Source organism: Bradyrhizobium sp. Rc3b, from assembly GCF_900114915.1.
Lineage (GTDB): Bacteria > Pseudomonadota > Alphaproteobacteria > Rhizobiales > Xanthobacteraceae > Bradyrhizobium.
The window spans coordinates 68,478-87,118 of the sequence record NZ_FOUS01000011.1 but is presented as its reverse complement, the minus strand read 5'-3'; the positions used below and the strand labels follow the sequence as shown (position 1 = coordinate 87,118).

Here is an 18,641-nt window from a genome sequence, read left to right as displayed (position 1 = left end):
CGTCCAGCCAGGGCGTGTACTCATGCTTGGCGAGGACCAGCGCATCGATGTCTGCTCGAGCCTCGACAGCGGCGGAGTGGCGGACATCCATCAAGTGCAGCTAGGGGCCAAATCCAGATACAAGCTCCGCTTGGCCCCCCTCCCACTAATTCAGTGTGAATAGACCAAGCGCCGCGCGAACATCGCGCAAAGTAGCATCAGTTATCTCCCTCGCCCGCGCAGTGCCCTGCTTAACTACTTGCAGCACATAGCAGGGATCGCGAGCGAGTGCGCGGCGACGGTCTCGGATTGGCGCGATAAGCGCCTGCAGAACGTCATCCAGTCGTTTCTTGACAATGCTGTCCCCCAAGCCGCCGCGGATATAGCGTGCCTTCAAATCCTCAACCGTCATGTGATCTTCGTCGAACGCATCCAGATACGTAAAGACGACGTTGCCTTCGACGCAACCCGGATCGGACGCCTTAAGATGGTTTGGATCAGTGAACATACGCCTGACAGCCTCCCGTATTTCCTCGGCCGTCGCTGATAGCCGAATGGTATTGCCCTGCGACTTGCTCATTTTGGCTTTGCCGTCGATACCGGGAAGACGCCCGACGTAAGGAATAAGCGCATGGGCTTCTGGCAACACGTCAACTCTAGCTTGACGATTGATGCGACGAATAACTTCATTGGTTTGCTCGACCAATGGAGCTTGATCTTCTCCAACCGGGACAATCGTCGCTTTGAAGCCGGTAATGTCTGCGGCTTGGGCGACGGGATAGCAGAGAAAGCCTGCAGGAATATCCCTGCCGAAACCTCGCGCCTGAATTTCGTCCTTGATGGTTGGGTTGCGCTCAAGCCGCGCCACCGTGACATAGTTCATGTACAGCAGGGTCAAATCGGCCAATGCCGGAAGATGCGATTGAAGGCAGATCGTGCTCTGGTTCGGGTCGATGCCAACGGCGAGGTAGTCTGTCGCAATCTCAATGACATTGTCACGCACCCGACCGGGATTGTGCGCGTTGTCGGTGAGTGCCTGGGTGTCGGCCAGCAGCAGGTACTGCCGGTGCGTTGTCTGCAGGGCGACGCGGTTCTTCAACGAACCGACGTAGTGCCCTAGGTGCAACGGTCCGGTTGTTCTGTCGCCGGTCAGGATAACAGGGAGGGTGGCTGACGAATCTTGCATCGCGGTTCTCCAAATTAGGAGCCGCCATTCAATCGGACTTTTGATGAAGCAACCTCGCAAGCCGATGAACGGCGGCGACGGTTGAGTGAATGACAAAGCCGTGCCGCTCCTAAGTGGAGCGCCACCACAAGTTCGCGAGCGCGATCACGACGACAGTCATGCGGCCGATATTGACGAAACTTCAGAGGAAAGCAAGCCGGTTTGATGTCTCAAATGGGTCAAAACCAGTAAAGCTCAAGCCGAGCAGATGCTTTCCGCTTGGCCGTCAGCAGCCGACGTTGCCTCTATGAGTACATGCGCTAGCCCAGCTCGAAGCTGGTCACGCCAAAGACGCGGTCGATGCGCAGCGGCGGGATCGCTCCCGTGTACATCCGCGCCGTCTCGAACACCGGCTTGAGCCCGAGTGCTTCCGCAAGCGCGATCGCCTCGCGATTGACGGCGGGGACGTCGAGGAAGATTTCGCCGACATCGGCGCTCGCAAGCAAAGCCTGCACGATCGCCTCCGCCGCCGCGCGATCGTCGGCGACCAGCGGGCCGATCTTGCAGCCGGTCCGGCAGGGCCGGATCACGCCCCATGCGGCGAGCTTGCCGTCGCGCACGAGGGCGCGGCCGACATGGCCTGATGTATCGATCCAGGCGCGCAGGAAGGCGCTGCGCCGGGCCGGGAAGACGGTGGCATCGTCCGCTTCCACGAGCGCAAAAGGAATCGTGTCGAGCGCAACGACCTCAGTGGGCGGCCTCGAGCGCGCGGCGACGATGCCGCCATAGCGGATATTGGCGTAGCCCAGCTGGAAACCGGACTTCCTGTAATTGTCCTGCTGCGCCACGACGCCGTCGAGCCCGATCACGCGCGCGCCCGCATGCGCGATCGCCGCATTCCAGATGCGCAGGCCATGGCCCGCGCCGCGAAAGCTATCGCGCACGATGTAGAAGCCGAGGAAGGCGAAGCGATCATCGTAATTGACGCAGGAGACGGTCGCCACCGGCTCGCCATCGATCTCGCCGACGAAGAAACCTTGCGCGTCGGGAACCGCAAAGCAGGCGGCATCGCGATGGCCCGGATTCCAGCCCTCGGCCGCGGCCCAGTCGATGGCAAGGGAGATCTCCTCGGGGCGCAGATTGCGGATCAGCAAATCACTTCTCGGGTTGCTCATGACGGATGCCTTCGACCATGGACCTGCCGACAGGTCTGGCTGTAGAAGGCCTCATGATAGGCCGAGCCTGCGGCTCGCCTCAACTGAAGGGATGATCGGTCATGGCAGCAGAGAAGGTTGCGCTCGTTACCGCCGGCGGCAGCGGCATGGGGGCAGGGGCTGCGCGGCGGCTGGCGGCGGACGGGTTTCGCGTCGCGATCCTGTCGTCCTCCGGCAAGGGCGAGGCGCTGGCGGCCGAGCTCGGCGGGCTCGGCGTCACCGGCTCCAACAAGGAGAATGACGATCTGAAGCGCCTCGTTGACGGCGCCATGACGAAGTGGGGACGCATCGACGTGCTCGTCAACAGCGCCGGGCACGGGCCGCGGGCGCCGATCACGGAGATTACCGACGATCAGTGGCACACCGGCCTCGACACGTATCTCTTGAACGTGATCCGCCCGACGCGGCTGGTGACGCCGATCATGCAGGCGCAGAAGGGTGGCGCCATCATCAACATCTCGACCGCCTGGGCCTTCGAGCCCAGCGCCATGTTCCCGACCTCGGCGGTGTTCCGCGCGGGCCTTGCCGCCTTCACCAAGATCTTCACCGATACCCATGCGGCCGACAACATCCGCATGAACAATGTCCTGCCGGGCTGGATCGACAGCCTGCCGCAGCTGGATGCGCGCCGCGACAGCGTGCCGATGAAGCGCTACGGCAAGGTCGAGGAGATCGCCGCGACGGTCTCGTTCCTGGCCTCCGACGGCGCGGCCTACATCACCGGCCAGAACATCCGCGTCGATGGCGGGCTGACGCGCTCGGTCTGAAGCGCACGGTCTCGAATCGCGCCTTTGGCGGTCTTGTCGTGACGCGACACGGGCGGTGCGTCGCGCGCCGCTGATGATGGATGAGGCGTGGCTCCTCGGTCACACTCGTCATCTGTTCGCACGATCTGAGGCGCACACTACGTCACAGTCCTTGCGAACTGCGCCGCAGCCCAAGACGAGCAGCGGCGCCCGCCCTATGCCCTAACTGCGCCGGTTGGCTTTTACCTGCGCGCATTCGAAACGCGAGGTCAATCGCGTGGGGCAAGGAGACTGGAATGAACAAGTTTTTGCTGGCGGCTGCCTCGGTTGTCTCGGTCATCCTGGGCACCGCATCCGTTCAGGCGGCCGATCTCGCGGCGCATTACACCAAGGCGACGGTGATGGCGCCAGTCTATAACTGGACCGGCTTCTACGTCGGCGGCAATGTCGGCGGGCAGTGGGGCAGCGCGAACCCCGCCACCACCACGCTGTTTCCGGTGGCCGCCTATTTCGCGGATTCGAGCGTGACCGCCATCGGGACGGTCGGCGCCCAACACATCAACAGCTCCGGTGTGACCGGCGGCTTCACCGCCGGCTATAACTGGCAGGTCAACAACGCCGTGCTCGGCCTCGAGGGTGACATCAACTATTTCGGCTTCAAGGGCAGCGCGAGCAGCACGGCCGTGTATCCCTGCTGCGCGCCGACCACCTTCACCGTCAATTCGTCGGTCTCGGCCGATTGGCTCGCCACCATTCGCGGCCGCATTGGCTTCCTCGCGACGCCGAGCTGGCTGATTTACGCCACCGGCGGCGCCGCCATCGCCGAGGTGAGGGGCAATTTCAGCTTCACCGACACCTTTGCTGGCGCGACCGAGTCCGGAGCGATCCGCGACACCCGCGTCGGCTGGACAGCAGGCGTCGGCGGCGAATACGCCGTGGGCAACGGCTGGTCGCTGAAGGCCGAATATCTTTACGTCGATCTCGGCCGCAGCAGCATGACCAGCAACAATTTCAACGTCGGTGTGGCGTTGCCGGCCCAGACCTTCACCCATTCGGTGGATCTCAAGTCCAACATCGTGCGCGTCGGCGTGAACTACAAGTTCGGCGGACCGGTCGTCGCCAGATACTGAGCATCCCGTTCCGATCCTGGCGTGGAAAGCCCCGGCCTGGCCGGGGCTTTCTGTTTTAAAGCTCAGCCTGCGTGCGATGGCAGCAGATGCGCCAGCGCGGGCAGGATCTTGTAGCGCGCGATCTCGTGCGGATATTCGCCGCGGTTGGCGAGCAGGACGATGGCGATCCGCCGCGCCGGCACGAGCCCGATATAGCCGGACGCATTGTTGAGGCCGCCGGGCTTGTCGATGACGGTGACGCCCGGCAGACGCACGGTCTCCCAGGCCATGCCCTGTCCGAACTTGTCGTCGATGCGGAAGACTTCACGCTGCGTCATCCGCAGCGCCTCGCGCAATTGTGGATCGATCGACCGGCCGTCGACGCAGGCTGCCGCGAAGGTGGCAAGATCCCGGGCGGAAGAGAACATCTGGCCGGTGCCGGGAAAATCAAAATAGCTCTGCTGGTCGCCGATTGGGCCGATCGCCGTGCCCTGGTCGGAATAGCCCTGGACCACGCGCCGCATCCAGGCCCCGTCCATGACGGCGCGACTGTCCGCGCCGCGCTCGGGGATGAAGCTGGCGTCCATGGCGAGGGGGCGGAGAATGCGGTGCTGGATCAACGCGCCGATCGGCGTGCCGTAGCAGCGCTCGAGCACGAGCTGAAGCAGCACGTAGCCGGCATGGGTGTAGATGCGCTGTCGGCCGGGTGCGACGCCGGGCGCCGGCGCGAAGGCGTTCAGCATGGCGATGAACTGCTCGCGCGTGAACTGATCGTTCGGCCAGGGCGGATGGTCGGTCGGCAGCAACAGCCCCGAGGTGTGCGTGACGAGATCGCCGACGCTGACGCGGCGGATGTAATCGCCGTCGAGCTCGGGAAGATATTTAGGGACGCGGTCATCGAGCCGCAGCTCGCCGCGGAGCGTGCCGAGTGCGACCAGCGTCGCCTCGAACGGCTTTCTTAAAGACGCGAGGTTGAACAGCGTGTCCGGCGTCACCTTCCGCTTGGTGGCGTCATCGGCAAGACCGTAGTCGAAGAATTCGACATGCCGTCCGGCATAGAGGGCGGCGGCGAGGCCGCCCGCATGGCCCGGCGCTACGGTCGGCGCCAGCTCGTTTGCGACGATGTCGCGCATCTGCGCGATCATGTCGGAATCCGCGGAGGCGCGGCGCGGGGAAAGCGCGATCGCGAGGGGAACAAGCGCGGCCCGGGCGAGCGCCCGCCTGGTGAACGATGATGATGTGACAAAAGGCGGCACGTGCCCTGACGAACGATGCAATGGTGCCCCCGGTCTCATTTAGCGGGAAGCGCCCGGCGGCCCAATTCACAATTGCGCGTTTCAGGTTCCGTTGCGCGGCCTGCGATCAAATTACTTAGCTTGTGGGCTAACAATTGTTGACGCCGATGCACGGGTCGCCTATAGTTAGCTTCATGGCTAACCAATCGCCCCGCCTCGACCAGGTTTTCGCAGCGCTCGCCGATCCCACCAGACGGGCGATCGTGATGCGGCTGTGCGCCGGCGAGGCCTCCGTCGGGGAGCTCGCCGATCCTTTCGCCATGGCGCTGCCGAGCTTCATGAAACACATCCATGTGCTGGAGACGAGCGGGCTCGTGCTGTCGGAGAAATCCGGCCGCGTGCGCACTTGCCGTCTCAGCCCGGATGCGCTGCTCGGTGCGGAGGACTGGTTCCAGCAGCAGCGCGCAATCTGGGAGGCTCGGCTCGACCGGTTCGAAGCCTACGTGATGAAGCTCAAGAAAGAGAAGGAGCGGGCGGCTGCCAAGCGGCCGTCCCGAACAACCAAACGGAAAGGTTCTGAGTGATGACGAATTCTGCCAATCCCGCTCTGTCGCAATGGTCGCTCGACCGTGAGATCGTGATGTCGCGCGTGATCGACGCGCCGCGCGATCTGGTGTTCGAGGCGTGGTCCGACCCGAAGCATCTGCCGCAATGGTTCGGGCCGAAGGGATTCAAGGTCGAGACCTTCGAGATCGACGTACGCGTCGGCGGCGTCTGGCGCTTCAACATGATCGGCCCCGACGGCACGGTCTATCCGAACCGCATGCGCTTCCGCCGCATCGAGCGGCCGCAGCTGATGGAGATGGACCACGGCGTCGACCAGGACGAGGATCCCGGCATGTTCCGCTTCACCGTCACCTTTGCCGAGCAGAGCAATGGCAAGACCGTGCTGATGATGCGCCAGCTGGCCTCGAGCAGCGCGCAGCGCGATGGCATGATCGGCTTCGGCGCCGTCGAATACGGCTACCAGACTCTCGACAAGCTCGCGGCCTATGTGGCGGGCATGAAGCGGTGAAGACAAAGCGGTCCCGGCGAAGGATTCGCGGGGACCGCTTTCGTACATCTCGAAGGATCGGTTTCCGAAGAGGGCGATCAACGAGGCGACTGAAGCGCGATGAGATCAGGATAAATCGCCATCGCGCTCTATTTATCGTTTGAGCATGGTCTCTTCGAAAAACCGCCGCACACTTTTCCGGATCATGCGCTAGCGCCGCGGTGCGGTGCCGCTCGTCGGTGGGGTGTTCTCGTTGCGCATGCCTGGAGCGCTGGACGCGCCCTGTCCGCCGCGTTGCGTATGGGTGGTGTCACCACTGCCGCCGCCGGAACCGTCTCCAGCGCTTCCGCTTCCTCCGGCAGCGCCGCTACCGCCTGCACCAGCACCTGCGCCCGCACCACCGGCCCCCGCGCCACCGGCTCCCGCACCGGCACCAGCTCCGCCGCCTGCGCCGCCACCAGCACCTTGAGCGAATGCTGCGCCGACGGAAGCGCCGGCGAGCATTGCAGCTGTGAAGATCGTCAGCATTGTCTTACGCATGTTGTGTCTCCCTGAGGTTCATGCCGGACCAATCACGCGCGCGGCCAACCGTTCCTGCGCGAGGCGTTGCGGGTGCATCGAACTGGAGGCCTGCGACCCAGCGTCGAAACGTGTCTGCCAGCGGAAGTGCATTTCGTTCCGGGGACCGGAACACCATCGGGGACTCAATGCAGCCCATGATTGGGGGACGTCGGAAGGGACCACAGGAACGATCGCTGCCCTGCGGCTTTGCCGGTGATGACGCACATTATCTTCAGCGACTACCGCAACCCCGCCGCCGAGCAGGCCTATGAGATCGCCTGGAACTTTCTCACGCGGACGGGCGCCATCGGCGATGAGTTCGCGGCCTGCGTGTTTCTGGCGCAGCGCATCACCATGATGGTCGAGGAGGGGCACACGAACCGGATCCGGATGGCCAATCGCGCGATCTCCGAATATCAGCGCCATGTCGATCAACGCGACGATGTCATCCGCAGCGGCGGGCGGCTCGCGGGAGGACAATGAGCGCCGCCACCGCGTCTCTCACAACCTCACTCTTTCGCTTCGTCCGTCACGATGTCGCCGAGGTTCTGCCAGCGCTGGCCATCGAACTGCACCATCTGGAACTGCTTGTTGACGCGATAGTCGGTCGGCGTGGTCGTGACCGAGATCCCCGGCAGCGTCAGGTCGAGCTCGACGTTCTTGAGGCTGGCGGCCTGCCGCATCACGTTGTCGCGAGTGAGGTCGTCGCCGCATTGTTTCAGCACCTGAACCAGCAGCTGCGCGGTGATGTACCCATAGACGTTCAGGTTCGAATCCTTGTCGCCGTCGGGATAGTATTTTGCCATGAAGGCGAGGTAGCGCTTCATGCCGGGATCGTCCTTCCATTCGGGATCGGCGGCATCCTTGACGTAACCGACGCTGACGACACCCTTGGAATTGTCCAGCCCCGCCGGCTTCAGCACGGCGCTGAGCGAGGAGGCGTTGATGTCGATGATGTGCAGCGGCTTCCAGCCGATCTCGGCGACCTTCTTGATCGCCTGTGCCGCCTGTTTCGGCGTGGTGGCGCTGAACAGCACGTCGGCGCCGGCATCCTTCAGCCGCAGGATCTGCGAGTCGATCGTCGGCTCGGTGATCTCGTAGGACGTCTCGGCCACGATCATCTTCGCCTTGTCGCCGAGACCGGCCTTGAGGCCGGCGAGATAATCCTTGCCGAGGTCGTCGTTCTGGTAGAGCACGCCGATCTTCGCGTTCGGGTGGTTCTTCAGCAAATATTGCGCGTAGATGCGGCCCTCAACCAGGTAGGAGGGATTGAATCCCATGGTCCAGGGAAAGTTCTTGGGATCGGTGAAGCGCGCGGCGCCGGTCGCGGCAAACAGCTGAGGGATTTTCTTGGCGTTGAGATATTTCTGCACGGCGACGTTCGGCGCGGTGCCGATGATCTGGAACGTCAGCAGCACCTCGTCGCTTTCGACCAGCCTGCGGGTCTGCTCCACGGTCTTCGGCGGCGAATAGGCATCGTCATACTGGATCAGCTCGACCTTGCGGCCGTTCACGCCGCCCTGGTCGTTGATCATCTTCATATAGGCGGCCTGGGTCTTGCCGATCACGGCATAGGCCGAAGCCGGGCCGCTGAGCGGCACGGTCTGGCCGACCTTGATCGCCGTGTCGGACGCGCCCGAATCGTATTTCTTCTGCGCCTGCGCCGCCGCGCTCGACAGCGCGAGAAGCAGTGCGGACGCCGCGATGTGTTTGAGCAGAGTGCTTGTCATGTCCGGTCCTTCCCGATGGTCATTCGCCCTTGAGACCGGCGTCGCGGATCAGCTTGGTCCATTTCTGCGTCTCGGCGTCGATGAACTGGCCGAACTCGGCCGCAGTGCCGGCGCGCACTTCGAGGCCCTGGGCGGTTAGCTTGTCCTTGATCGCCGGCTCGGCGAGCGCGCGCAGGACCTCGCCCTGGAACTTGTCGACGATCGCGCGCGGCGTCGTGGCGGGCGCCATGAAGCCGTACCAGCCGGCGGCAGCCACGTTGGGAAAACCCTGCTCGCGCAGTGTCGGCGCCTGCGGGTAGAGCGCGCTGCGCTCGGCCGACGCGACGCCGAGCACGGTGAACTTGCCGCTCTGGATGTAGGGCAGGGCGGTCGGCAGCGCCGTCAGTGTGGCATCGACGCGGCCGGCGAGCAGCTCGGTGTAGGAGGCGGCATCGCCCCGGAACGGAATGTTCAGGCCCTTGACGCCGGCGTCGCGAAACAGCAGCTCTCCGGCGAGGTGCGGCTGCGAGCCGGCGCCGGGAGAGGCGAAGGTCAGCCCATCCGGTTTCGATTTGCCGTAGGCGATCAGTTCGGGGAGCGTCTTGAACTGCGCATCGGCGCTGATGATGAGAAACAGCGGCGCGACCACGACCATCGCGACCGGCTGCAGGTCCTTGCGGTCGTAGGTCAGCTTGCCGAACAGCGCCTCGGTGGTCGCGTAGGGGGCCGCGACGTAGAGAAGGGTGTAGCCGTCGCCCGGGGCATGGGCGACCATGTCGTTGGCAATGCGGGTGCCGGCACCCGGCTTGTTCTCGACGATGAACTGCTGACGGAGACTGCGGCCGAACTCTTCGGCGAGCAATCGCAACGAGATGTCGTTGGAGCCGCCGGGCCCATAGGGCGAGATCAGCCGCACCATGCGCGAGGGCCATGCATCCTCGGCCTGTGCCGTCAGGCCTGAGCCGGCGGCGAGCCCGCCTGCAAGCGTGCCCAGCAGGGTTCGGCGTGTGACCGTGAATGATGTCACTGTTGTCTTCCTCCCTTTTTGTTGTTGGTCTTCTTGTTAATTTCAGATCACCTTTCGCGCGGTGAGCCTTTCGATCTCCTGGTCCGAAAGGCCGAGCCAATTGCGAAACACCTCGTCATTGTCCTCGCCGACGTCGCCGGCGGCGTGACGCAATCGCGCGGGGTCATTGGTGAAGCGCGGCACGACATTGGTCATGGCGACCGTGCCGAAATCCTTGTCGGCAACGCGGGTGATCACCTCGCGCGCCTTCACTTGCGGGTCGTCGGCGATCTGGTCGATCGAATAGATCGGGGCGAGCGTTCCCTGCGCGGCATTGAATCGCGCGAGGACCTCCTCAAGGGGATGGGTGGCACACCAGCCGGCGAAGATGTCGTTGAGCTCGGCGGCGTGCCTGACGCGCCGGTCGTTGCTGGCAAAGCGCGGATCGGTGATCAGGTCGGGCCGCTCGATCGCCCGGCAGTTCGCCGCAAACAGCGCGTTGGTCGAGCCTGCGAGCGTCACCCAATGATCGTCGCTGGTGCAAAACACGGCGGCCGGCGCCGAATAGCCGTTGGAATTGCCGATCCGGCTGCGAACGGTGCCGAGCTGATCGTGCTCGATGGCGAGGACGTCGAGCAGGCGGAAGGTCGCCTCAGTCAGCGAAAGATCGATCTCCTCGCCGGGCGCATCGGGATCGCGCGCCCGTTTCCACAGCGCCGCCAGCACGCCGACGGCGCCGAACAGGCCGCCGATCGAATCCCCGATCGGGTATCCCGGATGGGTCGGCTCGCCATCGCTCTCGCCCGTGATGTAGGTGAGCCCGCCCATGGCCTCGAAGATACGGGCGAAGCCAGGTCGCTCGCGATAAGGGCCATCCTGCCCGAAGGCGGTGGCGCGCAGGATCACGAGGCGCGGCTGGATCGACCACAGCACCTCCTTAGGCAAGCCCCATCGATCCAGCGTTCCCGGACGGAAATTCTCGATCAGCACGTCGAAGCGCGGAAGCAGCTGCTTGAACAGCGCAAGTCCTTCCCCAGTGCGCAGATCGAGCGTGGCAAACTTCTTGTTGCGATTGGCGGCTTTCCACCATAGTGGCTTGCCGTCCTTGAACGGCGGAAACGACCTTACGCCGTCGCCGTGTCCGGGCATCTCGATCTTGAGGACCTCGGCGCCGTAGTCGGCCAGCAGCGTGGCGGCGAAGGGCGCTGCAATGATCGTCGCGATGTCGAGAACCTTCAGTCCCTCGAGCGGTCCAGCCATGTCATTTTCCGGCGCTTGTGATTTTCTTGGTCTTGCGCGGCGGCGCGAGCTCGGCCTGTCCGACGATGGCGCGGATGCTGTCGGCGAGCGCCGCGATGCGCGGGCCGATCTCGCCTTCCAGCTGGCCCGGCTGGAGCCGGAAGGCGGGGATGCCGCAATTGATCGAGAACGACTGCCTCGACTCGCTCGCGTGAAACAGCGGCGCGGCGACGGCATGGATGGAGGCCATGTACTCGCCCCAGCAGGTGCAGAAGCCGCGGCTTTTGCATTGCGCGATCCCGGCCCGGTATCTGTCGCGGAAGGCCGACCAAAGCTCGGGGTCTTCAGCACCGATGTTCCGTTCGAGCCGGTCTGCATCGGCTGGTGGCAGGGTCGCCGCCGCGGCGCGGCCCATGGCGGTCATCACCACGGGAATCGGCATGCCGATGTCGGGCGCGTGCGGCCCGACATCGCCGGAGCGCGCGGTCTCGACATAGATCATCGACGTCGCGTCGAGCAGGCCGATCGAGACCGTGCCGCGGACGCTGAGCGCCAGCTCCTGCATCATGGGCCGCGCCATCTGGCGGAATTGCATTCCGGCCAGCAGAGGATGCGCGATCCGCAGTGCCCGCGCAGCGACGCGGTACTTGGCCCGCTCGGCGTCGTAGCGGAGGTAGCCAAGCTCGGCCAGCGTGTGCGTCAGCCGCGCCACCGTCGGCCGCGGAATGCCGGTCAGCGCCGACAGCTCCATGTTGCCCAGCAGCGTGCTCCCGGCCTTGAACGCCTCGAGCACGACTAGTCCCTTTGCCAGCGTCGTGGCGAAGGCGGCGTCGTCGACACTCTCCGCCAGCACTGCGGCGGCGGAGGAGAGCGGATGACGCGGTTTGGATGAATCTCTCGGGGTCATCCCCGAATATCAGACGGCGAAATTGCTTCTGTCCAATAGATTCGGCAAAAATGGCAAAATTGTCCGATATGTGGACACCGATATCGCGTCGGGGTTTTCGTTGAAGGACGCGCCGGACCGCGCAGCACACACAGATTTTTGTCGTGATTGCATGTCGTGTTGTGACAGGATTATTACGACGACATGTCAGATCGATAATTTTGCGGAGCGGTTCATGTTGCAGTGGCAGGCGCGGTCAAATCCCCTCGCGTGGTGGTGGGGATCCCTCACGCTCGTGAGCGGCGCCAATATCCTGGTGTGGTTCATGCTGTACCGCGAATTCTACCCGACGCCTGCGGGCAGCCTCAGCGGCGGCTCGGACATCGGGCTGATGCTGCTGCTGTGCGCCGGCTATGTGTTCGGCTGCGCGTTCCGCTCGTTCCTGCCGCGCGCCGACGTGCAGCGCATCTGCCTGTTCGACACCTGGCTCTCGAGCGTCGTCGTCGGCCGCACGGTTGCGACCGTGGCCGAGCTCTGCTTCGTCGCGCAATGGGCCATCATCCTGCATCAGTTCGGAAAGATGACGGGCGCCGAGACCGCGGTGAACATCGCGCTCGTGATCGTGCCGATCATCATCATCGCGGAGTGTTTCTCCTGGTACGCGGTGGTGACGACCAACTTCCTTTACAACGCGATCGAGAACTCGCTGTGGGCGGTGACCTTCTTCCTCGCCGGCATCGCGCTGTGCCGCCTGATGCCGGAATTCCAGGGCCCGGTGCGCTGGGCGCTGATGTCAGGCATCGTCGGCATCGCCTGCTTCCTCGCCTTCCTCGTCACCGTCGACGTGCCGATGTATCTCAGCCGCTGGCGGGCCGGGCACGCCGAGGGCGGCAGGTTCCTGGGCTTCCTCGAAGGCCTGCACGACGTCTCGACGCGCTGGGTGGTGACCCACGACATCGCCCATTGGAAGGGCGAGCTGACCTGGATGTTCCTGTATTTCAGCGCCGCGGTGTGGTCGAGCCTTGCCCTCTGCGCGCTCTATGCGATGGAAGGCTATCTGGCGCGGTATTTGGCCTGAGCGGTTACTTGCCGACCAGGCTGCACTTGCTGCGGTCGAGCGGACGGAAGGCCTGATCGGGCGGGATCGTCGCGACCAGCTTGACGAAATCCCAGGGTCCTTTGGATTCCTCGGGCGTCTTGACCTGCACCAGATAAAGATCATGCACCATGCGCTGGTCTTCTCGGATGCGGCCGTTGGGGGTGTAGGCATCCGACACCGGCGTTGCCTTCATCTTCGCCATCACGGCGGCGCTGTCGTCGGTATCTGTGTCCTTGATCGCCTGCAGATAGTGACGCACGGCGGAATAGACGCCGGCCTGAATCTGCGAGGGCATGGCCTTGCGGCGCGCATAGAAGGCGTCGGAGAATTTCCGGGCGGCGGGCGAGACGTCCTCGAAGAACGAGGTGACGATGAGGTCGCCACGGGTCGCCTTCAGCCCGACAGCCGCGATATCGACGTTCTGGAACGACATCGGCACGATCTTGATGCCCTGGTCGGCGAGGCCGAATTCCTCGGCCTGCTTGATTGCGGTGGCGTTGTCGCCGGCGACGTTGATGGCGAGGATCTTGGCGCCCGAGGACTGCGCCTGCAGCAGGAACGACGAGTAGTCGGGGGTGCCGAGCTGCGCCTTGACGCTGCCGGCGACCTTGCCGCCGAGCTCACCGATACGGGCGCGTGCGGTCGCTTCGATCGAATGGCCGAAAGCATAGTCGCCGGTGATGAAGAACCATGGCTCCTTGCTGGTCTGCATGATGCCGGAGACCACGGCGGTCGCGGTGGAATAGGCATCCTGGGTCCATTGCACGCTGGTCGGCGCGCACGCCTCGTCGGTCAGTTGATTGGCGCCGGCGCCGGAGACGAGGAAGATCCTGCCGTTGCCGCGCACGAGCTCCTGCACCGCGAGGGCGGCGCCGGAGCTGCCGCCGTCGGCGATCGCCTGGACGCCGTCGCTGAACCATTTGCGGGCGAGCGAAGCCGCGAGATCCGGTTTGTTCTGGTGATCGGCCTGCAGGATCTCGATCGGCTTGCCGTTGATCTTGCCGCCGAACTCCTCCGCGGCCATCCGCGCCGCCTCGACCGAGCCCGGACCCATCGCAGTGGCGAATACGCCGTTCATGTCGGTAAGCACGCCGATGCGGATCGCATCGCCCTTGATCTCGGCGCGCGCAGGCGGGCCCGCGAGCGCCAGCGTGACCAGCAGGATGGCGGCGGATGTCGTGCGGAGGTTGGCCATGGCGTTTCCTGACTTTGTCGTTTTTGATTGTTTGAAGACGTGGTCAGGCCGGTTCGGCGATGACCGTGTTGCGCAAGGTTCCGATGCCTGAGATCTCGACCTCGACGGTGTCGCCGGGGCGCATCCACAGCGGCGGCGTCCGCTTGGCGCCGACCCCGCCCGGCGTGCCCGTGACGATGACGTCGCCGGGGACGAGCGGACAGATGGTGGATGTGTAGGCGATCAGCTCGGGGATGCCTGTGATCAGGAGGTCGGTGGTGGTGTCCTGCACGACGGTGCCGTTGAGGCGCGTCTGCAAGGCGAGCTTCGACGGATCCGGAATTTCGTCCGCCGTCACCAGCCACGGGCCGAAACTGCCGCTCTCGGCAAAGGTCTTGCCGGAGAGGAACTGGCTGGTGTGGCGCTGCCAGTCGCGGATGCTGCCTTCATTGTAACAGGAATAGCCGGCGATGTGATCGAGCGCGCGGCCAGCCGGGATGTGCCGGCCTTCCTTGCCGATGACCAGCGCGAGCTCGCCTTCATAGTCGAAATCGTCACTCACTTTCGGCTTCACGATCGGCTGGAGATGACCGACCTGGCTGCAGGGAAAGCGGACGAACAGCGCCGGCTTCTCGGTGACGGTGCGACCGGTTTCGGCGACGTGATCGCGGTAGTTCAGGCCGACGCAGATGATCTTGCCGGGATCGGGGATCACGGCGGCGAAGCTGATCTTGTCGAGCGGATGATCGGGCGCCGTGGACGCGACCAGCTTTGCCGCCTCGGCGAGGCGATCCGCTTCGAGCAACTGCCGCAGCGTGGTGCAGGGCGCCATACGCGCGCCGAGATCGACGATTCCGTTGTCCTTGACGGCGCCGAAAGAGGCGCGGCCGTCGGCGATGAAAGAAAGCAGCTTCATGAGATATCCTTGAAACGTGTTGGGTCAGGCCGCGGACGGCACATGGGTTGGAGGCGTGAGGGCGGCGACGACCCGGTCGAGTTCGGTTTCGTTACGGGCGGTGCCGCGCACGTAACGGTCCGGGCGGACCAGTGCGGCGATGATGCCGTGCTGGCGAAGCCAAGGTCCGATGCCCGCGGCATCGTCGCTGGTCAGGATTTGGATTCCGGCTTGCGAAAGACGCGATGAGTGCGTGGTCGCACTCTCGACGAGGAGCACGTGGCCGTAACCGATCCGGTCGTCGCCGCGGCGGCCGTCCCGTAGCTCGAACTGCGGCGCGAGATGTCCGGCCAAGGGCAGCTCGCCGAGCGCGAGCCCGGGGCCGAGCAGGGGCTTTTTCACCTCGAGCTTCACCGGCGCATTCTCTCGGGCTTGGCCGGCGGCAAGGCCCGCTTCGATCGCCTTGGTGTTGATCACGCCGCCGAGACGGATGGCGAGCTCGATGAATTCGCGCACATGCGGCTGGCGTTCGCTCTGATAGGTGTCGAGCAGATCGGGTGCGGCGGCGCCCTGGATGATTGCGGCGAGCTTCCAGGCGAGGTTTGCGGCATCGCGGATTCCGGCGCACATGCCTTGGCCGAGGAAGGGCGGGGTCTGGTGTGCGGAATCGCCCGCGAGCAGCAATCGGCCGCTGCGCCATTGTTGTGCGATGACCGAATGGAACGTGTAGACCGCGGCGCGTTCGAGTTCGGCATCATCAGGCGTGATCCAGCGCGACAGCAGCTCCCAGGTCTTTGCCGGTTGCGCGATCTCCTTGGAATCCTCGTCCAGGAGAACCGTGATCTCCCAGCGCCGCCGCGTGCCGGTGCCGCGCACATAGGTCGCGGGACGCCTGGGATCGCAATGCTGGAGGCTGTAATCGCCGAGATCGTCGCGCGCGCGCTTGAGCAGCAGGTCGATCACCAGCCAGCGCTCGTGGAAGCCGAGATCGTCCATGCCGGAGCCGATGAAGCGGCGGACCAGCGAGCGGGCGCCGTCGCAGCCGATCACATAGCCTGCGCGGACTTCGGTAAGTGTTCCGTTCGAGAGGTCTTCGTAGCGGACGCGCACGCCATGCTCGTCCTGATCGAGCGCGAACACATCGCAGCGGTTGCGCAAGGTGACGTTGGGAAAGCGGGCAAGACCGCCGATCAGCACGTCCTCCAGATCGGGCTGGTGGAAGCGATAGCTGAGATGCCACCCCATCGGGGTCAATGTCTGCGGGCGCGACCAGTCCAGCAGCATCTTGCCGTTGGCGTCCAGAAACAGCATGCCGGGGCTGAGGATTGTCTGCGGCAGGATCGCGTCGGCTAAACCGATGGTCTGGAACACGCGCATGCATTCGTCGTCGAAATGCACGGCGCGCGGCAAATGATAGGTCCGCGCCTCGCGCTCCAGCACCAGCGTGCGAACGCCGCACAGGCCGAGCAAATTGGCGAGCGTGGCGCCGACCGGACCACGGCCGACGATCACGACATCGAACTCTTCGGGGACGGATTTATTTTGCATGGGGCTATCTCTTCCCCAAGCCATGCCGCCCATTCAACGCCGCCGCGCCAAGTGTCCGCCCAGCGGACGGATCCGCCTAGTCCTCAACCGGGATGGCCGCGGCCGTCTCCTGAAGCCGCGCTGCAAACTGCGCAATCGCCTCGTCGATCCCCAGCGCCGAGCGAATCCAGATGATGGAGATACAGCCGAACACGACGCCGCCCCGCACGATGGGAACGGCGATCGAAGCCGTCTTGGGATTATACTCGCCCTCGCTACGAATCGCGTAACCCCGCGCGGACGTCTCGGCAATCATGCGATCGAGGCGGGCTTCGTCGAGAAAGGGGCGGTCGTCGGCCTCGTCGATGCGGCGCAGATGACTGACGATGAGGTCGCGCTCGCGGGCCGGGCAGGCGGCGAGATAGGCGCGGCCCGCGGACGTCCGCAGCATCGGCAGGCGCTTGCCGATCATGCCGCGGTCGATCGAGAGCGGGCTGCGGGAATGGGTGGTCTCCTGCACCACCATCGCCGCGTTCTCGTAAGTGGAGAGATCGACCGGCCAGACCAGATCCTTGCTGAGCTCGGCGAGATAGGGCGCCGCCGCCTGGCAGATCACCACGCCGGGATCATAGCCGTCGCCGAGGCTCAGCGCGCGGCGGGTGACGCGAAAACGGTCGTCGCTGGCACTGCGGGCGATATAGCCGAGTTCCTCCAGAGTCTCGAGCAGGCGATAGACGGTGGGGCGGGGCAGGTCGAGCGCGCGGGCCACGTCGCCGGCACGGATGCCGCCTGAGCGATTGACCTCTCGCAGCACGTCGAGCCCGCGCTTGAAGGCGCGGACGCCTTCCGACTGCCGGGGGGCTGCCGTCCCCGTCCGCTCCTTGGACACTTCGCATTTCCTCCCTTGTGGCGCGCGGTCTCGCGATTATCGTTGCGAACGCGAAGCGATTGCGGAACGCCACGTTAAGATCGTGCGCGGCCGGTATCAAGTTCGCCGCATTGCGGCACACGCGATGCCTTCGGGAGGAATTCGATGGAAATCACCGCGCTCGGCTATATCGCAATCAATTCCTCGCAGCTCGACCAGTGGGGCCGGATGGCGACAGGTCTGCTCGGCATGCAGCGGGTCGATCGCGGCGGCAAGATGTGCGCCTTCCGCATGGACGACCGCAAGCAGCGGCTGATCGTGGACGGCAGCAGCGATGCCGGCCTTGCGGTGATGGGATGGGAAGTTCCGTCCACGGCAGAGCTGGATCAATTGGCGGGACGGCTCGAAAGCCACGGCGTCAAGGTGACGCGCGGCTCGCGCGCGCTCGCTGACGAGCGGCATGTCGCCGAGCTGATTTCGTTCGCCGATCCCGCCGGCAACCGGCTGGAAGCTTTTTGCAAGCCGGAGCTTGCGTCCGAGCCCTTCAGGCCAGGCCGGCCGATTTCGGGCTTCCGTACCGGCGCGCTCGGCATGGGGCACGTCGTGCTCAATGTGGAGGATGTCGAGCCCCTGCTGCCGTTCTACCGCGACGTGCTCGGCTTCCACGTCTCGGATTTCGGACTGAAGCCGTACGGGCTGTACTTCTTCCACGTCAACGGTCGCCACCACAGCTTCGCGATGGTCGGCTCGGGGCGCAAGGCGATGCATCATTTCATGGTCGAGCTCGGCAGCCTCGACGATGTCGGACAAGGCTACGATCTCGCGCAGCTCGACGAAGGCCGCGTTGCCTACACGCTGGGCCGGCACACCAACGACCACATGACCTCGTTCTACGTGAACACCCCTTCCGGCTTCTTCATCGAATATGGCTGGGGCGCGCGCGTCATCGATCCCGAGACCTGGCAGCCGCATGAGACGTTCGACGGCCCGTCGCTGTGGGGCCACGAGCGCCTCCATATGCCGGAAGAACAGCGCAAGCGCCTGCGCGACATGCGGCTCGATGCGGCGGCGCGCGGCGTGCGCGTCGCCGATCCCCGCGTGCCGCCGCTTAACTGCGCGTGGCTGGACCACGTGGTCGCGCGCGAATGATCCGTGGCCGCGCGGCGTAGCCTGAA

At 64.6% G+C, this 18,641-nt stretch carries 19 protein-coding genes; 7 read left to right on the top strand and 12 right to left on the bottom strand.

The window, feature by feature from the left end; all coding sequences use genetic code 11:
* Nucleotides 1–145: 145 nt before the first annotated feature.
* Both trpS and BM190_RS25415 read right to left on the bottom strand, forming a co-directional pair.
* Nucleotides 146–1,165, bottom strand: a complete 1,020-nt coding sequence (gene trpS / locus BM190_RS25420) for a tryptophan--tRNA ligase (protein ID WP_092260114.1) — start codon at nucleotides 1,163–1,165, stop codon at nucleotides 146–148.
* A 299-nt stretch (nucleotides 1,166–1,464) separates the two neighbouring features.
* Nucleotides 1,465–2,319, bottom strand: coding sequence for a GNAT family N-acetyltransferase (locus tag BM190_RS25415; RefSeq protein WP_092260112.1), 855 nt, complete (start codon nucleotides 2,317–2,319; stop codon nucleotides 1,465–1,467).
* Between the two features lie 101 nt (nucleotides 2,320–2,420).
* Between BM190_RS25415 and BM190_RS25410 the strand changes: the two genes are divergently transcribed.
* On the top strand, nucleotides 2,421–3,125 hold the full coding sequence (locus tag BM190_RS25410; protein ID WP_092260110.1) for an SDR family oxidoreductase: 705 nt from the start codon (nucleotides 2,421–2,423) through the stop codon (nucleotides 3,123–3,125).
* 275 nt (nucleotides 3,126–3,400) lie between these two features.
* On the top strand, nucleotides 3,401–4,234 hold the full coding sequence (locus tag BM190_RS25405) for an outer membrane protein (RefSeq protein WP_092260108.1): 834 nt from the start codon (nucleotides 3,401–3,403) through the stop codon (nucleotides 4,232–4,234).
* Nucleotides 4,235–4,296: 62 nt separating this feature from the next.
* Here BM190_RS25405 and BM190_RS25400 read toward each other — a convergent pair whose 3' ends face one another.
* Nucleotides 4,297–5,358: a serine hydrolase gene (locus tag BM190_RS25400; RefSeq protein WP_177237280.1), complete on the bottom strand. Its 1,062-nt coding sequence runs from the start codon at nucleotides 5,356–5,358 to the stop codon at nucleotides 4,297–4,299.
* A 284-nt stretch (nucleotides 5,359–5,642) separates the two neighbouring features.
* Here BM190_RS25400 and BM190_RS25395 point away from each other — a divergent pair, with 284 nt between their 5' ends.
* Nucleotides 5,643–6,032, top strand: a complete 390-nt coding sequence (locus BM190_RS25395) for an ArsR/SmtB family transcription factor (protein WP_026202395.1) — start codon at nucleotides 5,643–5,645, stop codon at nucleotides 6,030–6,032.
* Nucleotides 6,032–6,523, top strand: coding sequence for an SRPBCC family protein (locus BM190_RS25390; protein ID WP_177237297.1), 492 nt, complete (start codon nucleotides 6,032–6,034; stop codon nucleotides 6,521–6,523). The genes BM190_RS25395 and BM190_RS25390 overlap by 1 nt, the downstream gene beginning before the upstream one ends.
* Before the next feature lie 189 nt (nucleotides 6,524–6,712).
* On the opposite strand, the gene BM190_RS40650 is transcribed toward BM190_RS25390, so the two are convergent.
* On the bottom strand, nucleotides 6,713–7,042 hold the full coding sequence (locus BM190_RS40650) for a hypothetical protein (protein WP_177237279.1): 330 nt from the start codon (nucleotides 7,040–7,042) through the stop codon (nucleotides 6,713–6,715).
* A 237-nt stretch (nucleotides 7,043–7,279) separates the two neighbouring features.
* Here BM190_RS40650 and BM190_RS25380 point away from each other — a divergent pair, with 237 nt between their 5' ends.
* Nucleotides 7,280–7,546, top strand: coding sequence for a hypothetical protein (locus tag BM190_RS25380; RefSeq protein ID WP_018320664.1), 267 nt, complete (start codon nucleotides 7,280–7,282; stop codon nucleotides 7,544–7,546).
* A gap of 26 nt (nucleotides 7,547–7,572) precedes the next feature.
* Here BM190_RS25380 and BM190_RS25375 read toward each other — a convergent pair whose 3' ends face one another.
* The 4 genes from BM190_RS25375 to BM190_RS25360 are packed head-to-tail and all read right to left on the bottom strand — an operon-like array spanning nucleotide 7,573 to nucleotide 11,924.
* Nucleotides 7,573–8,793: an ABC transporter substrate-binding protein gene (locus BM190_RS25375; RefSeq protein WP_092260098.1), complete on the bottom strand. Its 1,221-nt coding sequence runs from the start codon at nucleotides 8,791–8,793 to the stop codon at nucleotides 7,573–7,575.
* Nucleotides 8,794–8,812: 19 nt separating this feature from the next.
* The gene (locus tag BM190_RS25370) at nucleotides 8,813–9,799 is read right to left on the bottom strand and encodes a Bug family tripartite tricarboxylate transporter substrate binding protein (RefSeq protein ID WP_092260096.1); all 987 of its coding nucleotides are present in this window, start codon (nucleotides 9,797–9,799) and stop codon (nucleotides 8,813–8,815) included.
* A gap of 42 nt (nucleotides 9,800–9,841) precedes the next feature.
* Nucleotides 9,842–11,038, bottom strand: coding sequence for a CaiB/BaiF CoA transferase family protein (locus tag BM190_RS25365; RefSeq protein WP_092260093.1), 1,197 nt, complete (start codon nucleotides 11,036–11,038; stop codon nucleotides 9,842–9,844).
* 1 nt (nucleotide 11,039) lies between these two features.
* Nucleotides 11,040–11,924, bottom strand: coding sequence for an IclR family transcriptional regulator (locus BM190_RS25360; RefSeq protein ID WP_092260091.1), 885 nt, complete (start codon nucleotides 11,922–11,924; stop codon nucleotides 11,040–11,042).
* A gap of 214 nt (nucleotides 11,925–12,138) precedes the next feature.
* Here BM190_RS25360 and BM190_RS25355 point away from each other — a divergent pair, with 214 nt between their 5' ends.
* Complete coding sequence (locus tag BM190_RS25355) at nucleotides 12,139–12,981, top strand: hypothetical protein (protein ID WP_018320659.1); 843 nt, start codon at nucleotides 12,139–12,141, stop codon at nucleotides 12,979–12,981.
* 4 nt (nucleotides 12,982–12,985) lie between these two features.
* On the opposite strand, the gene BM190_RS25350 is transcribed toward BM190_RS25355, so the two are convergent.
* The 4 genes from BM190_RS25350 to BM190_RS25335 form a co-directional block, all read right to left on the bottom strand.
* Entirely contained in the window at nucleotides 12,986–14,197 is a 1,212-nt protein-coding gene (locus BM190_RS25350; RefSeq protein WP_092260089.1) for an ABC transporter substrate-binding protein, read from the bottom strand.
* 43 nt (nucleotides 14,198–14,240) lie between these two features.
* Entirely contained in the window at nucleotides 14,241–15,092 is an 852-nt protein-coding gene (locus tag BM190_RS25345; protein ID WP_092260087.1) for a fumarylacetoacetate hydrolase family protein, read from the bottom strand.
* A gap of 24 nt (nucleotides 15,093–15,116) precedes the next feature.
* Nucleotides 15,117–16,619: a bifunctional 3-(3-hydroxy-phenyl)propionate/3-hydroxycinnamic acid hydroxylase MhpA gene (mhpA, locus tag BM190_RS25340; protein WP_092260084.1), complete on the bottom strand. Its 1,503-nt coding sequence runs from the start codon at nucleotides 16,617–16,619 to the stop codon at nucleotides 15,117–15,119.
* A gap of 76 nt (nucleotides 16,620–16,695) precedes the next feature.
* On the bottom strand, nucleotides 16,696–17,487 hold the full coding sequence (locus tag BM190_RS25335; protein ID WP_092260082.1) for a DNA-binding transcriptional regulator: 792 nt from the start codon (nucleotides 17,485–17,487) through the stop codon (nucleotides 16,696–16,698).
* 144 nt (nucleotides 17,488–17,631) lie between these two features.
* Between BM190_RS25335 and BM190_RS25330 the strand changes: the two genes are divergently transcribed.
* Entirely contained in the window at nucleotides 17,632–18,615 is a 984-nt protein-coding gene (locus BM190_RS25330; protein WP_177237278.1) for a VOC family protein, read from the top strand.
* Nucleotides 18,616–18,641 lie beyond the last annotated feature (26 nt).

Excerpts from the sequence above, each read along its gene's own strand:
- BM190_RS25405 (WP_092260108.1), top strand. The coding sequence starts at position 3,401 with ATGAACAAGTTTTTGCTGGCGGCTGCCTCGGTTGTCTCGGTCATCCTG.
- BM190_RS25400 (WP_177237280.1), bottom strand. The coding sequence starts at position 5,358 with ATGATCGCGCAGATGCGCGACATCGTCGCAAACGAGCTGGCGCCGACC.
- BM190_RS25395 (WP_026202395.1), top strand. The coding sequence starts at position 5,643 with ATGGCTAACCAATCGCCCCGCCTCGACCAGGTTTTCGCAGCGCTCGCC.
- BM190_RS25390 (WP_177237297.1), top strand. The coding sequence starts at position 6,032 with ATGACGAATTCTGCCAATCCCGCTCTGTCGCAATGGTCGCTCGACCGT.
- BM190_RS25330 (WP_177237278.1), top strand. The coding sequence starts at position 17,632 with ATGGAAATCACCGCGCTCGGCTATATCGCAATCAATTCCTCGCAGCTC.
- BM190_RS25350 (WP_092260089.1), bottom strand. The coding sequence starts at position 14,197 with ATGGCCAACCTCCGCACGACATCCGCCGCCATCCTGCTGGTCACGCTG.
- mhpA (WP_092260084.1), bottom strand. The coding sequence starts at position 16,619 with ATGCAAAATAAATCCGTCCCCGAAGAGTTCGATGTCGTGATCGTCGGC.
- BM190_RS25410 (WP_092260110.1), top strand. The coding sequence starts at position 2,421 with ATGGCAGCAGAGAAGGTTGCGCTCGTTACCGCCGGCGGCAGCGGCATG.
- BM190_RS25360 (WP_092260091.1), bottom strand. The coding sequence starts at position 11,924 with ATGACCCCGAGAGATTCATCCAAACCGCGTCATCCGCTCTCCTCCGCC.
- trpS (WP_092260114.1), bottom strand. The coding sequence starts at position 1,165 with ATGCAAGATTCGTCAGCCACCCTCCCTGTTATCCTGACCGGCGACAGA.
- BM190_RS25355 (WP_018320659.1), top strand. The coding sequence starts at position 12,139 with ATGTTGCAGTGGCAGGCGCGGTCAAATCCCCTCGCGTGGTGGTGGGGA.
- BM190_RS25415 (WP_092260112.1), bottom strand. The coding sequence starts at position 2,319 with ATGAGCAACCCGAGAAGTGATTTGCTGATCCGCAATCTGCGCCCCGAG.
- BM190_RS25375 (WP_092260098.1), bottom strand. The coding sequence starts at position 8,793 with ATGACAAGCACTCTGCTCAAACACATCGCGGCGTCCGCACTGCTTCTC.
- BM190_RS25365 (WP_092260093.1), bottom strand. The coding sequence starts at position 11,038 with ATGGCTGGACCGCTCGAGGGACTGAAGGTTCTCGACATCGCGACGATC.
- BM190_RS25345 (WP_092260087.1), bottom strand. The coding sequence starts at position 15,092 with ATGAAGCTGCTTTCTTTCATCGCCGACGGCCGCGCCTCTTTCGGCGCC.
- BM190_RS25380 (WP_018320664.1), top strand. The coding sequence starts at position 7,280 with ATGACGCACATTATCTTCAGCGACTACCGCAACCCCGCCGCCGAGCAG.
- BM190_RS40650 (WP_177237279.1), bottom strand. The coding sequence starts at position 7,042 with ATGCGTAAGACAATGCTGACGATCTTCACAGCTGCAATGCTCGCCGGC.